The sequence below is a fragment of the Rhodococcus sp. PSi06 genome, assembly GCF_054960675.1.
On record NZ_JBHNYO010000023.1, the window covers coordinates 82,274 to 96,199 of the forward strand.

15 protein-coding genes are annotated in these 13,926 nt (G+C 63.5%); 13 read left to right on the plus strand and 2 right to left on the minus strand.

Annotated elements, in window-relative coordinates:
* Window positions 1-8 precede the first annotated feature (8 nt).
* The 11 genes from ACFI9K_RS24305 (at window position 9) to ACFI9K_RS24355 (ending at window position 9,682) form a co-directional block, all read left to right on the plus strand.
* Window positions 9-1,220: a glycosyltransferase family 4 protein gene (locus tag ACFI9K_RS24305; RefSeq protein ID WP_462665892.1), complete on the plus strand. Its 1,212-nt coding sequence runs from the start codon at window positions 9-11 to the stop codon at window positions 1,218-1,220.
* Between the two features lie 66 nt (window positions 1,221-1,286).
* Window positions 1,287-1,718 carry a hypothetical protein gene (locus ACFI9K_RS24310; RefSeq protein ID WP_462665901.1) on the plus strand — a complete coding sequence of 144 codons (432 nt, stop codon included), beginning with the start codon at window positions 1,287-1,289 and terminating at the stop codon, window positions 1,716-1,718.
* Between the two features lie 441 nt (window positions 1,719-2,159).
* Window positions 2,160-2,885 carry a F0F1 ATP synthase subunit A gene (gene atpB, locus ACFI9K_RS24315; protein WP_462665893.1) on the plus strand — a complete coding sequence of 242 codons (726 nt, stop codon included), beginning with the start codon at window positions 2,160-2,162 and terminating at the stop codon, window positions 2,883-2,885.
* Between the two features lie 79 nt (window positions 2,886-2,964).
* A complete protein-coding gene (locus ACFI9K_RS24320) occupies window positions 2,965-3,204 on the plus strand; it encodes an ATP synthase F0 subunit C (protein ID WP_027497904.1) in 240 nt (79 codons plus the stop codon).
* Window positions 3,205-3,211: 7 nt separating this feature from the next.
* Window positions 3,212-3,781, plus strand: a complete 570-nt coding sequence (locus ACFI9K_RS24325) for a F0F1 ATP synthase subunit B (protein ID WP_027497903.1) — start codon at window positions 3,212-3,214, stop codon at window positions 3,779-3,781.
* A gap of 8 nt (window positions 3,782-3,789) precedes the next feature.
* Complete coding sequence (locus ACFI9K_RS24330; RefSeq protein WP_462665894.1) at window positions 3,790-4,617, plus strand: F0F1 ATP synthase subunit delta; 828 nt, start codon at window positions 3,790-3,792, stop codon at window positions 4,615-4,617.
* Window positions 4,618-4,705: 88 nt separating this feature from the next.
* Entirely contained in the window at window positions 4,706-6,349 is a 1,644-nt protein-coding gene (gene atpA, locus ACFI9K_RS24335; protein ID WP_222095819.1) for a F0F1 ATP synthase subunit alpha, read from the plus strand.
* A 52-nt stretch (window positions 6,350-6,401) separates the two neighbouring features.
* The gene (locus tag ACFI9K_RS24340; RefSeq protein WP_222095818.1) at window positions 6,402-7,373 is read left to right on the plus strand and encodes a F0F1 ATP synthase subunit gamma; all 972 of its coding nucleotides are present in this window, start codon (window positions 6,402-6,404) and stop codon (window positions 7,371-7,373) included.
* 3 nt (window positions 7,374-7,376) lie between these two features.
* A complete protein-coding gene (gene atpD / locus ACFI9K_RS24345) occupies window positions 7,377-8,825 on the plus strand; it encodes a F0F1 ATP synthase subunit beta (RefSeq protein WP_222095817.1) in 1,449 nt (482 codons plus the stop codon).
* Window positions 8,826-8,855: 30 nt separating this feature from the next.
* Window positions 8,856-9,215 carry a F0F1 ATP synthase subunit epsilon gene (locus tag ACFI9K_RS24350; RefSeq protein ID WP_032378882.1) on the plus strand — a complete coding sequence of 120 codons (360 nt, stop codon included), beginning with the start codon at window positions 8,856-8,858 and terminating at the stop codon, window positions 9,213-9,215.
* Between the two features lie 29 nt (window positions 9,216-9,244).
* Window positions 9,245-9,682, plus strand: a complete 438-nt coding sequence (locus ACFI9K_RS24355; RefSeq protein ID WP_462665895.1) for a DUF2550 domain-containing protein — start codon at window positions 9,245-9,247, stop codon at window positions 9,680-9,682.
* Here the strand turns inward: ACFI9K_RS24355 and ACFI9K_RS24360 are convergent, their stop codons facing one another.
* Window positions 9,683-10,285: a cob(I)yrinic acid a,c-diamide adenosyltransferase gene (locus ACFI9K_RS24360; RefSeq protein ID WP_222095815.1), complete on the minus strand. Its 603-nt coding sequence runs from the start codon at window positions 10,283-10,285 to the stop codon at window positions 9,683-9,685.
* A gap of 53 nt (window positions 10,286-10,338) precedes the next feature.
* On the opposite strand from ACFI9K_RS24360, the gene murA reads away from it, so the two are divergent.
* Window positions 10,339-11,592 (plus strand): UDP-N-acetylglucosamine 1-carboxyvinyltransferase, encoded by a 1,254-nt coding sequence (gene murA, locus ACFI9K_RS24365; RefSeq protein WP_222095814.1) that lies wholly within the window; start codon window positions 10,339-10,341, stop codon window positions 11,590-11,592.
* Here murA and pdxR read toward each other — a convergent pair.
* Window positions 11,585-12,988, minus strand: a complete 1,404-nt coding sequence (gene pdxR / locus ACFI9K_RS24370) for a MocR-like pyridoxine biosynthesis transcription factor PdxR (RefSeq protein ID WP_462665896.1) — start codon at window positions 12,986-12,988, stop codon at window positions 11,585-11,587. The two genes, murA and pdxR, sit on opposite strands and share 8 nt — an antisense overlap.
* Before the next feature lie 92 nt (window positions 12,989-13,080).
* Here pdxR and ACFI9K_RS24375 point away from each other — a divergent pair, with 92 nt between their 5' ends.
* Window positions 13,081-13,764 (plus strand): pyridoxamine 5'-phosphate oxidase family protein, encoded by a 684-nt coding sequence (locus ACFI9K_RS24375; protein WP_462665897.1) that lies wholly within the window; start codon window positions 13,081-13,083, stop codon window positions 13,762-13,764.
* Window positions 13,765-13,926: the final 162 nt, after the last annotated feature.

Genomic DNA, 13,926 nt, shown 5'->3' on the forward strand with positions numbered 1-13,926 from the left:
CTTCACGTATGAGAGTCGAGATGCTGGCTCAGTCGAATCTGGGTGCCGGCGTTCCGATCCGCGAGCTGCTGCTGGTCTTCCTCACAGCTGCCGTCGTGACGTTCTTCGCGACCGGCGGCGTGAGAGTGGCGGCAATCAAGTTCGGTGCCGTCGCCGTTCCCCGCGATCGTGACGTGCACGTGCAAGCGACCCCGCGACTCGGGGGAGTGGGCATCTACGCGGGCATGCTCGCGGCTCTGCTGTTCGCCTCGCAGCTTCCGGCGCTCGCCCGTGGGTTCGATGTGGCCTATAACCGCGACATTCCCGCCGCCTTGGTCGCCGGCTTCGTGATCGTGCTGGTCGGGGTCATCGACGACAGGTGGGGCCTGGACGCGTTGACCAAGTTCGTCGGTCAGGTGACGGCGGCGGGTGTCCTGGTGATCATGGGTGTCAGTTGGTACGTGCTGTATCAACCGTGGGGCGGTGAAGAAGGGCTACCGGGCACCACCCTGGTTCTCGATCAGCTGCAGGCCGGGCTCGTGACTGTACTGATAACCGTCGTGATCGTGAATGCCATGAACTTCGTCGACGGCCTCGACGGGCTCGCCGCCGGGCTCGGGCTCATTTCGTCCGTGGCGATCTGCATCTTCTCGGTGGGGTTGCTGCAGGAGCAGGGCGGCGACGTCGGCGTCTACCCGCCGGCTCTGATCGCTGCGGCGTTGGCCGGTGCATGTCTGGGATTTCTTCCGCACAACTTTCAACCCGCTCGCATCTTCATGGGTGATTCGGGATCGATGCTGATCGGACTGACCCTGGCCACCATCTCGACCAGTGCATCGGGACGTATCCCGTTGACGGCGTACGGTCCACGCGATCTGTTGGGCTTGCTGTCGCCACTCCTGCTGGTCGGTGCCGTCATGCTGATTCCGATACTCGATCTGCTGCTGGCCGTCATCCGTCGCACGCGGGCCGGACGAAGCCCCTTCAGCCCCGACAAGATGCATCTACATCATCGACTCCTGCAAATCGGTCATTCGCATCGTCGAGTGGTGCTGGTGATCTACCTGTGGGTCGGTGTCCTTGCCTTCGGGGCGGTCGGCTCGTCCCTCCTCGATCGACGCATCGTCGTGCTCCTGGTCGCTGCCGGTCTGGTGTTTGCGCTGGTGGTAACGGCCGTGCCGACCTTGAGAGTGGACCGATCCAACCGTCCCGTACGGCGAAGTGCTCGACGCAGCCGCTGATCCCGTCGACGGTTCCGAGCTGCATCGCGGGTATTCTCGGCAACCGTGACCTTCACCCCGCAGTCCATGCCCGACCAATTCGCGCCGCTCCGCGCCGCGGTCCGTTACGGCCTCATCGGTCTGGTGGTACTGACTGTGGTCAGCGTGGGGATCTCGGTTGCTGCGGCAGGCACCCCCGGCCTGTGGGGGTCGCTCATCGGCGTGGCCATCGGTGGCGGCTTTGTCATCACGACTGCTCTGTCGGTGGCGTTGACCACTCGTTTTCCGGCTTCGGCGGTGGGAGCTCTGCTGCTCGGTGGGTGGTTGGTCAAGATGGTGATCGCGTTGATCGTGCTCGTCGCGCTCAAGGACGCGGACTTCTACAACCGGTATTCGCTCGGGCTCACGATTCTGGGTGCGCTGGTGGTGGTCCTGGGTGCCGAGGTCTTCGGGGTCGTCAAGACGAAAGTGGCCTATGTCGACAGCGCGCCTGCCGACGGTCACCCCGACAGGTCGTAGTACGACAACCTGTCGTAATCGGTTAAGCTGAGGGCCGCCTACACAACGTCGTAGTTCTGTTGATAAAGTTTGCATCAAGCGGTGGGCAAGACCGGGACGAAAGAGACTTTTTCCCCGGACTGGACCCCCGCAGGTAGCCATCAGCGTGAGCTTCCTTACAGTAGGCCCGGAGTCACCGACTTCGGCAACGTAAGGTTTCGCCCTGAGAGTTGCCGAGTCGACGTGAGTCGCCGACACCCGACAGACGCTTGGCCGATGAAGACCGGGCCTCAGCCTCTGACGATTGCGAGCCGATTTTCGTCGACTTGATAGATCGTCATTGTCCGATCGAACCGCAGCCGTTACTCGGTTGCGGCCCGAACACGGGAGAGACCGCTGAGCGTCACCAATCTGGCTGCGGAGTTCCATCCGCCGTCACTATCCGATTTCTTTCCTCCCGCGGTGCTGTTCGAGGGAACCCCGTTCGAGCTCGACCGGCTGATGCTCATCCGCATCCTGATGTCGGCTCTGCTGATCGTCTTCATGCTGATCGCACTGCGCAGCCCCAAGATCGTTCCTCGCGGTATCCAGAACGTCGCCGAGATCGCTCTCGACTTCGTTCGGATCCACGTGGCCGAGGACGTTCTCGGCAAGGAACAGGGACGTCGCTTCCTGCCCGTCATCATGACCATCTTCTTCACGGTCTTCGCGGTGAATCTCAGTGCGGTCATACCGTTCCTGAACATCTCGGCCAACGCGCGAATCGGTCTACCGATCGTATTGGCAGCCGTCGCGTACGTCGCGTTCGTCTACGCAGGTGTGAAGAAGTTCGGAGCGGCCAAGTTCGTCAAGGGAACGATCGTCATCCCCGGCATCCCGAAGGCCATGCACGTCTTGCTGATCCCGCTCGAGTTCATCTCGAACTTCGTGCTGCGCCCGTTCACGCTCACGGTGCGTCTGCTGGCCAACATGCTCGCCGGTCACATCATGCTCGTGCTGTTCTTCAGCGCCACGCAGTTCTTCCTCTTCGAGGCCTCGGCCGGCCTGAAGATCTTCGCGGCACCTTCGCTCATCATGGGCTTCCTGTTCACGATGTTCGAGATGCTCGTGATCTTCCTGCAGGCATACATCTTCGCGCTGCTGACAGCGATCTACATCGATCTGTCGCTGCACGCCGACTCGCACTGACCGACCAACAGACCGAACTAGCTACACCCGCCACCTCCGACACCCGGATGTGGACCGAAGAAAGGGAACGGAAAACCGAATGAGCCTTGAAGTTCTGGCCCAGGCGCAGGAAATCACCGCAAACGGATACGGCGCCATCGGCTACGGCCTCGCAGCGATCGGTGGTGGCATCGGCCTCGGCCTCGTCGTCGCCAAGAACATGGAAGCCACCGCTCGTCAGCCCGAGCTGGCCGGTCAGCTCCGTACGACCATGTTCCTCGGCATTGCATTCACCGAGTCCCTCGCCCTGATCGGCCTCGTCGCCGGCTTCATTCTCTGAGAGCGCGATGACAAACGCGATAACGCTGCTCGCAGCCGGGGCGGAGGGGGAGGAATCCCAGAACCCGCTGCTGCCCGCAACATACGACATCGTTTGGTCGATCGTCTGTGTCGTGATCATCGGCTTCCTGTTCTGGAAGTACGTCGTACCGCGTTTCCAGACGGTCCTCTCCGAACGTTCCGAGCTCATCGAAGGCGGAATCAAGAAGGCCGAGCAGGCACAGGCCGAGGCGAAGGCTGCTCTCGAGCAGTACCACGCTCAGCTCGCCGACGCTCGTTCCGAGGCTGCGCAGATCCGCGAGGAAGCACGCACCCAGGGACAGGCGATCCTCGCCGAGATGAAGGAAAAGGCGCAGGAAGAGAGCGATCGGATCGTGGCCGCAGGCCACAGTCAGCTCGTTGCTCAGCGTCAGCAGATCGTCACCGAACTTCGTGGCGACCTCGGACGTACGGCCGTCGAACTCGCTGAGAAGGTCATCGGGGAACAGCTCTCCGACGACGCGAAGCGTTCCAGTTCGATCGATCGCTTCCTCAACGAGCTGGATTCCGTCACCGCGGACTCCGCATCCGGAAAGTGAGTCGAACCATGTACGCAACTTCTCGTGAGGCGCTCGCCCGCACACGGTCGGTCGCCCACGAAGCTCTGGGGTCCGCGTCGGGTGGCGAGGCCACGGCCGTCGCCGCTCAGACCGGTGCCGAGTTGTTCGCCGTCGTCGAGACTCTCGACGCGCAGCGCACGTTGCGTACCGCTCTCGCCGACTCCTCGGTCGAGGGCGATCGGCGGAGCAATCTGGCCGGAGAGGTCTTCTCCGGCCAGGTGTCCAGCGCAACGGCGACCATCGTGAAGGCCGCGGCCGGCGAAAGCTGGTCCACGGCCCGCGACCTGCTGAACTCCTTGGTCGAGCTGGGACGCGAAGCCTTGCTTCGTGCTGCAGCCGACCAGGATCAGCTGGACACGGTCGAGGACGAGTTGTTCCGACTCGGGCGCATCGTGGCCGGCAACCCGCAGCTCGAGCAGGCCCTGTCGGATCGCTCGAAGCCCTCACAGGCCAAGCGTGAACTGCTCGGTCGTCTGCTCTACGGCAAGGTCACCGCAGTCACCGAGGCGCTCGCAGTTCAGGCTGTCACGCGTCCACGGAAGGCGGCACCCGCCGACGTTCTGAACGGTCTGGCAGATCTGGCCGCCGAACAGCGCGACCGCGCAGTTGCACACGTACGCAGCGCAGCCCCACTGAGCGACAGTCAGCTCGAAAAGCTGACCGCAACCCTGACCCGCACATACGGCAAGCAGGTCACGGTGCACGTAGAGGTCGATACCGAACTGCTCAGCGGACTTGTCGTTCGTATCGGCGACGAGGTCATCGACGGTAGCGGGGCAGGCCGCCTCGCTGCATTGCGAAAGACGCTCAAATAGTCCGACACGGACACAGTAACGAGAAGAATCGCCTCGGCATTCGAGGCTTTTCATACCGCGATCATTCGAAGGAAGAGCAGGAAACACTATGGCGGAGCTGACGATCTCCTCCGACGAGATCCGTAGCGCGATCGATAACTTCACCGCGAGCTACTCACCGGAGTCTTCCCGCGAGGAGGTCGGCACGGTTACGGACACGAGCGACGGAATCGCTCACGTGTCCGGATTGCCGTCGGCGATGTCCAACGAACTCCTCGAGTTCCCGGGCGGAGTTCTCGGTGTCGCGTTGAACCTGGATGCCACCGAAATCGGTGCCGTCATCCTCGGTGACTACGAGCACATCGAAGAAGGCCAGGAAGTCAAGCGCACCGGTGACGTTCTGTCCGTCCCCGTGGGCGACGGCTACCTCGGTCGCGTCGTGGACCCGCTGGGCAAGCCCATCGACGGCCTCGGCGACATCGAGTCCTCCGAGACCCGTGCCCTCGAACTGCAGGCTGCCTCGGTGCTCGAGCGTCAGCCCGTCGAGGAGCCGCTGCAGACCGGCATCAAGGCCATCGACGCCATGACCCCGATCGGCCGTGGCCAGCGTCAGCTCATCATCGGCGACCGCAAGACCGGCAAGACCGCCGTCTGCATCGACGCGATCCTGAACCAGAAGGCGAACTGGGAGAGCGGCGACGACAAGAAGCAGGTTCGCTGCATCTACGTCGCCATCGGTCAGAAGGGCTCCACGATCGCAGGCGTCAAGGCTGCACTCGAAGAACAGGGCGCACTCGAATACACCACCATCGTCGCGGCCCCCGCGTCCGATTCGGCCGGCTTCAAGTGGCTCGCTCCGTACACCGGCTCGGCCATCGGCCAGCACTGGATGTACCAGGGCAAGCACGTTCTCATCGTGTTCGACGACCTGACCAAGCAGGCCGAGGCCTACCGCGCGATTTCGTTGCTGCTGCGTCGTCCGCCGGGCCGCGAGGCATACCCCGGTGACGTCTTCTACTTGCACTCCCGTCTGCTGGAGCGTTCGGCGAAGCTGTCCGACGAGCTCGGCGGAGGTTCCTTGACGGCGCTGCCGATCATCGAGACCAAGGCCAACGACGTCTCGGCCTACATCCCGACGAACGTCATCTCCATCACCGACGGCCAGGTCTTCCTGGAGTCGGACCTGTTCAACAAGGGTGTTCGTCCCGCTATCAACGTCGGTATCTCGGTCTCCCGAGTCGGCGGTGCCGCGCAGACCAAGGGCATGAAGAAGGTCTCCGGATCACTTCGCCTCGAGCTCGCCCAGTTCCGTGAGCTGGAAGCCTTCTCGGCGTTCGCCTCCGACCTCGACGCGGCGTCCAAGGCGCAGCTCGAGCGCGGTGCTCGCCTGGTGGAGCTGCTCAAGCAGGATCAGTACGCACCCGTGGCCGTCGAGGACCAGATCGTCTCGATCTGGCTCGCAGGCCAGGGCACGTACGACTCCGTTCCGGTCGGCGATGTTCGCCGCTTCGAGACCGAGCTGCTCGAGGATCTGCACCGCAATGCCAGCGGCGTCTACGACAGCATTGCCGGTGGCAAGGCTCTCGACGAGGACAACCAGAAGGCACTGACCGAAGCGACCGAGAAGTTCAAGTCCGGCTTCGTGGACTCGGACGGCAACCGCGTCGTCAACGAGGCCGAGGCAGACACTCTGAACGCCGACGAGGTCAGCCAGGAACAGGTCAACGTCACCCGCAAGACAGTCAGCAAGTAGGCCTGCGATGACAGGTGACATGACGAGCACAGAAGGGAGCGTGAACAGCTAGATGGCAAGCATTCTCGAGCTTCGCTCCCGTATCAAGTCGGTCAACTCGACGAAGAAGATCACCAAAGCGCAAGAGTTGATCGCAACATCGCGAATCACCAAGGCGCAAGCCCGCGTTGCCGCATCGAAGCCGTACGCGGAAGAGATCACGAAGGTGCTCTCCGCGCTGGCGAGTGCATCGAGCTCGCTCGATCACCCGCTGCTCAACGAGCGAGCCGAGCCCAAGCGCGCCGCAGTTCTGGTCGTGACCAGTGACCGCGGTATGTGCGGTGGCTACAACTCCAACGTCCTCAAGGAGTCGGAGGAGCTGTTCCAGCTTCTCCGCTCCGAGGGCAAGGATCCGGTCATCTACGTCCTCGGTGCAAAAGGCCTGGGCTACTACACATTCCGTGAGCGGGACGTGAAGGGTGCCTGGACCGGCTTCTCACAGGAACCCGGATACGCCGACGCAGCGAAGGCCAGCAAGCACTTGGTCGAGTTGTTCATGGCGGGATCCGGCACCGAGGTCGACGCTCCCAACGGTGAAGGCACCGTCGAGGGCGTGGACGAGTTACACATCGTCTACACCCGCTTCGTGTCGATGCTCACGCAGAAGCCCGAAGTTCGCCGGATGGCACCACTCGAAATCTCGTACACCGACGAGGAATTCGAGATGGGTGCGGACGCGTTGACCGACTCACCGACTGCGGAAGTACAGGCACAGTACGAGTTCGAGCCGGAAGCAGGCACCCTGCTCTCGGCACTGCTGCCCAAGTACATCAGCACCAGGATCTACGCGTCGTTGCTCGATGCAGCAGCGTCGGAGTCCGCGGCGCGTCGTACCGCCATGAAGGCAGCGACGGACAACGCGAACGAATTGGTCGAGACCTTGAGCCGTCAGGCCAACCAGGCTCGGCAGGCCCAGATCACCCAGGAAATCAGCGAAATCGTCGGTGGCGCCAACGCGTTGGCCGACAGCGCAGGAAGTGACTAAGCAATGACCGCAGCAGTAGCCCAAGAGAACGCGAGCGGAGCGGACACACAGTCCGGCCGTGTCGTTCGGGTCATCGGCCCCGTTGTGGACGTCGAGTTCCCGCGCGGCTCGATTCCCGCACTGTTCAACGCCCTCAACGCAGAGATCACTCTGCCGACCGTGGCCAAGACCCTGACGCTCGAGGTCGCCCAGCACCTCGGCGACAACCTGGTCCGCACCATCTCGATGCAGCCCACCGACGGACTCGTCCGCGGCACCGATGTCGTCGACTCCGGCAAGCCGATCTCGGTTCCCGTCGGTGACGTCGTCAAGGGCCACGTGTTCAACGCCCTCGGTGACTGCCTGGACACCCCCGGACTCGGCCGCGACGGCGAGCAGTGGGGCATCCACCGGAAGCCACCAGCCTTCGATCAGCTCGAGGGCAAGACCGAGATCCTCGAGACCGGCATCAAGGTCATCGACCTGCTGACGCCGTACGTCAAGGGCGGAAAGATCGGTCTGTTCGGTGGTGCCGGCGTCGGCAAGACCGTGCTGATCCAGGAAATGATCACCCGTATCGCACGTGAGTTCTCGGGCACCTCGGTGTTCGCAGGAGTCGGCGAGCGTACTCGTGAGGGCACCGACCTTCACCTCGAGATGGAAGAGATGGGCGTCCTCCAGGACACCGCCCTCGTCTTCGGACAGATGGACGAGCCGCCCGGCACGCGTATGCGCGTGGCGTTGTCGGCACTGACCATGGCGGAGTACTTCCGCGATGTTCAGGGCCAGGACGTCCTGTTGTTCATCGACAACATCTTCCGCTTCACGCAGGCCGGTTCGGAGGTGTCGACCCTTCTCGGTCGTATGCCCTCTGCCGTCGGTTACCAGCCCACGCTGGCGGACGAGATGGGTGAGCTCCAGGAGCGCATCACCTCGACCCGTGGCCGCTCGATCACCTCGCTGCAGGCGATCTACGTCCCCGCCGACGACTACACCGACCCGGCCCCGGCCACGACGTTCGCGCACCTCGATGCAACGACCGAGCTCTCGCGTCCGATCTCGCAGATGGGTATCTACCCCGCTGTGGACCCGCTGAGCTCCACCTCGCGCATCCTCGAGCCCGGCATCGTCGGTGCCGAGCACTTCCGCGTCGCCAACGAGGTCAAGCGGATCCTGCAGAAGTACAAGGAACTGCAGGACATCATCGCCATCCTCGGTATGGACGAGCTTCAGGAAGAGGACAAGGTTCTGGTCGGTCGCGCACGCCGCCTCCAGAAGTTCCTCGGCCAGAACTTCATCGTCGCCGAGAAGTTCACCGGCGAGGCCGGTTCGGTCGTGTCGCTCTCCGACACCATCGAAGCGTTCGACAAGGTCACCAAGGGTGAGTACGACCACCTTCCCGAGCAGGCCTTCAACAGCTGTGGCGGTCTCGACGATGTCGAGGCAGCCGCGAAGAAGATGGCCGGAAAGTAGACCGACGTGACTTCTTCCGAGAAGAGCGGCATGGAGGTCTCTCTGGTCGCTGTGGAGCAGAAACTGTGGTCCGGCACCGCGACCATCGTCAGTGCTCAGACCACCGAAGGTGAAATCGGCATCATGGCCGGCCACGAGCCTGTCCTCGGCCAGTTGGTCGAGGCGGGCACGGTGTCGATCACGACCACCGACGGCGAGAAGATCATTGCCGCCGTCCACGGTGGATTTCTGTCGGTGACGGGCAAGACTGTAACCGTGCTGGCGGAGTCGGCCGATTTTGCCGACGACATCGATGTCGAAGCGGCACGGTCCGTAGTGGCAGAGAACGGCGACGACCTGGAGGCCATCGCGGTGGCCAAGGGACGTATCCGCGCTGTCGAGCGGTCCTAGGTTCACGAGAAGCCGCGACGAGACCTGCGATGCCTTCCGGATTGATTGCACTGATCATTCTGGTTGTGCTGCCTGCAGGGCTCGTCGCGGCTTTTGCGTATCGTCTTGCGGTGCTCCGGCGGGGAGGCACGGCGGCGATCATGCGTGTGTTGCCGTCCGAAGGTGGTGCCGGTTGGCGGCACGGAATCATTCGGTACGGCGACAACACGCTGGTGTTCTTCAAGTTGTCCAGTCTGCGGCCCGGCCCCGATCATCGTCTGGGCAGGCAGGACATTCACGTGGGGGACCGGCGGGCCCCGCGAGACACCGAATTCGACATCATGACTCCGGACATCGCAGTGCTGGAGCTGTCGGACAACGGCAAGAACTACGAAATTGCTCTGGACAGAAGTGCGTTGACCGCTTTCCTGTCCTGGGTCGAATCTCGCCCGTCGGGGCGCTCGCGGCGCGGCCGACCAGCGGCTTGATCAGTTCCCGTCGGTAGCGGTCTCTCCGGACGTGCGAGACGATCCCGGTACCCACTGAACGTCGCCTTCCGGGTTGGCATACCGACTCAGAATGAACAGCAGGTCCGAGAGCCGATTGAGGTATTTCGCCGGGAGTGCGCTGGTGGACTCCGGGCTTGCGTGCACCGCAGCCCAAGCCGACCGTTCGGCGCGCCGGGCCACTGTTCGCGACACGTGCAGTAGCGCACCCAATGCCGTTCCGCCCGGCAGGATGAAGGACGTCAGCGCGGGCAGATCGTCGTTGAACTGGTCGCACCAGCCTTCGAGGCGGTCGACGTAGCTCTGATCGATGCGTAGTGGCGGGTACTCCGGATTCTCGACGACGGGCGTCGAGAGGTCGGCCCCGGCATCGAACAGGTCGCTCTGGATGGTGCGGATCACCGCGTGCACCGATTCGGACGGGTTGCCCAGTGCCAGAACCACTCCGAGGCTCGCATTGGTCTCGTCGCAGTCCGCGTACGCGATCAAGCGCTCGTCGTTCTTGGAGACCCTCGAGAAATCGCTCAATCCCGTGGTCCCGTCGTCGCCGGTCCGGGTGTAGATACGAGTGAGGTGAACGGCCATGCGGCTACGGTACCGCGCGGGTGTCGGTCGGTACCGCTGGCTACGCTGTCGAAGTGAGCGAACGTTTCTTGGTCAACGGTGGTAACCGCCTCGTCGGTGAGGTGGCGGTCGGCGGCGCGAAGAACAGCGTCCTCAAACTCATGGCTGCCGCGCTATTGGCCGAAGGCACGAGCACGATCACCAACTGTCCCGACATCTTGGACGTTCCGTTGATGGCGGAGGTTCTGCGTGGGCTCGGGTGCGAGGTGGAGCTCGAGGGTTCGGTCGTTCACATCACCACCCCGGCGATGCCCAAGTATCACGCCGATTTTGCTGCCGTTCGTCAGTTCCGGGCTTCGGTGTGTGTTTTGGGTCCGCTGGTGGCGCGATGCAAGAGAGCCGTCGTCGCTCTGCCGGGTGGTGACGCGATCGGTTCGCGTCCCCTCGACATGCACCAGTCCGGTCTGCAACTGCTGGGAGCACGCAGCGAGATTCAGCACGGATGCGTCGTTGCCGAAGCCGACGAGCTTCGCGGGGCAAACATCAGGTTGGCTTTCCCGTCCGTGGGCGCAACGGAGAACATCCTGATGGCGGCAGTACTCGCCACCGGTGAGACAGTGATCGACAACGCGGCACGCGAGCCGGACATCGTCGACGTGTGCAACATGCTCAACGAGATGGGTGCCGATGTGCAGGGTGCCGGCACGTCGACCCTGACCATTCGCGGTGTCAGCGCGCTGAAGCCGACCACTCATCGGGTCATCGGTGATCGAATTGTCGCTGCCACGTGGGGAATCGCAGCGGCTATGACGCGAGGCGACGTGCGAGTGCGAGGCGTCAACCCGAAGCATCTCTCGCTGGTACTGGACAAGCTGCGGTCTGCAGGTGCCGAGGTGACGAGCGAGCCGGACGGCTTCCGCGTCGTTCAGCACGAGCGGCCACGAGCGGTGAACTTCGCAACCTTGCCGTATCCCGGGTTTCCCACGGATCTACAACCGATGGCCATCGGCCTCGCGACCGTCGCCGACGGGACGTCGATGATCACGGAGAATGTCTTCGAGGCGCGTTTCCGGTTCGTCGAGGAAATGATCCGGTTGGGTGCCGACGCTCGTACCGATGGACACCATGCAGTGGTTCGCGGCGTTCCGCAACTGTCCAGTGCACCGGTGTGGTCGTCCGACATTCGTGCCGGGGCAGGGCTGGTGCTTGCAGGGCTGGTGGCCGACGGCACAACCGAGGTACACGACGTTTTCCACATCGACCGGGGTTATCCACGATTCGTGGAGAACCTGACCGCACTGGGCGGAAGCATCGAGCGGGTCAGCTGACCGACCACTTCTCGAGAGCGTGGACGAGCACCTGCATTCCGCGCTCGAATCGATCGTCGGTCATCGAGCCGTAGCCGACGACGATCCCACCGTCGGCGGTCGGCGATCGTGTCGACTGTGCGAGTGTCTTCACCTCGACTCCATTGTCCGCACAGTCGGCCGCGACGTCGCGTGCGACGTCTGCGTCGACTATCAGCACAGTGTGCAGCCCGGCACCGACGCCTCGCAGTTGGCCGAATCGTGCGAGCGCCGCGGCAACGACGCGGTCGCGTGCCCGATAGATCCGACGCGCAGTGCGGACGGTTCGGTCCCATTCGCCGTCGCGTAGTAGCGAGGTCATGGCCCGCTGGATGGGGATCGAGGGGAAGTCACCGATGGCGCGACGTGTCTCGGTGATGCGCTCGACCATCGACGGGGGAGCCACCATCCATCCCAGGCGTACGCCTGCACCCAGCGTCTTCGACACGGTTCCCAGGTAGACCGCACGGTCGGGAACGAGTTCGGTGACCGTGGGCAAAGGTGCTATGCCGTAACGGAATTCGGAATCGTAGTCGTCCTCGATAATGGTGGATCCGGTACTCCGTGCCCAGTCCGCCAGTGCGCGTCGACGACCGATGGGCATGAGTCCGCCGGTCGGATACTGGTGTGAGGGAGTGACGTAGACCGCCGAGGTTCCCAGAGGTACCGATTCGAGTTCTTCGACAACCAGGCCCTCTGGGTCGACGGGTACATCGTGAACCGACCACCCACGGTGCGAAGCGAGGGCGGTAGCAGCCCGGTAGCCCGGATTCTCGTGTGCAAGAACATGTTCGATGCCAGCAGGCGCTGACAGCGCGCCCAGCGCCAGGTCCAGGCCGTGGATGCTGCCGGTTGTGACGACGACGGAATCTGCGGTCGTGTGCAATCCGCGGGCACGGCCCAGTAAGTCCGCGATGCGCCTTCTCAGTTCGAGTGAACCCGCCGAATCGGGGTAGTCCGCAGGTGGGGGAGATGCGCCTACATCCCGCCAGGCTCGTTTCCATGCATCGGATGCGCGCGGCGGAGTCCACGGTATTCCTGGACGGAGCGAGATGCGTTCGGCCGGGGAAGTGTCTCGAGGCGTTCGTCGGGAGTTACGGCGTGATCGAACCGCATGCGGAATTTCTCGGACGTACGTCCCGGATCCGCGACGTGCGTCGAGCCATCCTTCGGCAATGAGTTGCTCGTATGCCTGCTCCGCTACTGCGCGAGCCAGGCCCAGTTCGCCGGAAAGCGCTCTGGTACTGGGTAATCGGCTATCGGGCTCGAGTTCTCCACGATCGATGGCCGCGCGGATACTGTCGGCCACCTGAACGGGCAGCGTGCGTCGGTCAGCGCGATCGATCGTGATCGACAGCGAATTCGGCGGCAAGGTCATTACGGGATCCCCGTCCAGGGCAGAAAGTGGCCTAGCAAAATACTGGCTCATTGGACCATGACTGCAGGCCAAATGCACGGCACCGTGTAGACATGACGGTTGACGAAGCACCCCTGTCCCCGACTCCGCGAACCACGGTGGTCCGTGGTCGGCAGCGAGCCCGTGTGGAACGGGCGGCGCTAATGGACGTTCTCCGCTCGGCCCGCCTCTGTCATATGGGCGTGCTCGTGGGGAACGTGCCACGAGTTCTCCCGACTGTGTACGGCGTGGACCCGGACGGGCCAGACAGGGCGGGCACCCTGTACCTCCATGGCTCGGTCGCAGCCCGAAGCCTCATGGAGGCACCTGACCAGGAAATCTGCGTGACGGTGACGGTCGTCGACGGGTTGGTCCTGGCCCGGTCCGCTTTCCATCACTCGATGAACTATCGAAGCGCCGTCGTTGTCGGGCGGCCGCGTCGAGTGGAGGACCCAGAGGAACGAACGCGTGCGCTGGACGCCATAGTCGATCAAGTGGTCCCAGGTAGGAGCGCGCACCTGCGTGGGCACACGAGGAAAGAGCTTGCAGCGACCAGCGTGCTGGCGCTGTCCCTGTACGAAGCATCCGTGAAAGCGCGTGCCGGCGGACCGATCGACGACGACGCCGACATCGTCGCTGGAGGTGTGTGGGCGGGGGTGGTTCCGATTCAGGAAGCCGCGGGCGGTGCAGAGCGCGCGGAGGACGTAGAACCGGACCTCGCCGTGCCGGGTCATATTTTGGCGTTGTCCCGCGCGTGAAGCCCGTTTGTTTCTGCTTTTGCGTCGATATGGCTGGCGTCACAGCCGAGTGTGTGGATGCCGGGGGCAGCGGACTCAGGCGTGCATAGCCTTCGACCTGCGGAGATAGGCACGCCGACCCGATCCACCTGCCGATTTGCGTGTCCGGGGTTGGTGGCGTAG

Coding starts and splice junctions, on each gene's coding strand:
- ACFI9K_RS24340 (WP_222095818.1), top strand. CDS start 6,402: ATGGCAAGCATTCTCGAGCTTCGCTCCCGTATCAAGTCGGTCAACTCG.
- pdxR (WP_462665896.1), bottom strand. CDS start 12,988: ATGACCTTGCCGCCGAATTCGCTGTCGATCACGATCGATCGCGCTGAC.
- ACFI9K_RS24330 (WP_462665894.1), top strand. CDS start 3,790: ATGTACGCAACTTCTCGTGAGGCGCTCGCCCGCACACGGTCGGTCGCC.
- ACFI9K_RS24360 (WP_222095815.1), bottom strand. CDS start 10,285: ATGGCCGTTCACCTCACTCGTATCTACACCCGGACCGGCGACGACGGG.
- atpA (WP_222095819.1), top strand. CDS start 4,706: ATGGCGGAGCTGACGATCTCCTCCGACGAGATCCGTAGCGCGATCGAT.
- ACFI9K_RS24325 (WP_027497903.1), top strand. CDS start 3,212: ATGACAAACGCGATAACGCTGCTCGCAGCCGGGGCGGAGGGGGAGGAA.
- ACFI9K_RS24305 (WP_462665892.1), top strand. CDS start 9: ATGAGAGTCGAGATGCTGGCTCAGTCGAATCTGGGTGCCGGCGTTCCG.
- ACFI9K_RS24310 (WP_462665901.1), top strand. CDS start 1,287: ATGCCCGACCAATTCGCGCCGCTCCGCGCCGCGGTCCGTTACGGCCTC.
- ACFI9K_RS24375 (WP_462665897.1), top strand. CDS start 13,081: ATGACGGTTGACGAAGCACCCCTGTCCCCGACTCCGCGAACCACGGTG.
- ACFI9K_RS24350 (WP_032378882.1), top strand. CDS start 8,856: ATGGAGGTCTCTCTGGTCGCTGTGGAGCAGAAACTGTGGTCCGGCACC.
- ACFI9K_RS24320 (WP_027497904.1), top strand. CDS start 2,965: ATGAGCCTTGAAGTTCTGGCCCAGGCGCAGGAAATCACCGCAAACGGA.
- ACFI9K_RS24355 (WP_462665895.1), top strand. CDS start 9,245: ATGCCTTCCGGATTGATTGCACTGATCATTCTGGTTGTGCTGCCTGCA.
- atpD (WP_222095817.1), top strand. CDS start 7,377: ATGACCGCAGCAGTAGCCCAAGAGAACGCGAGCGGAGCGGACACACAG.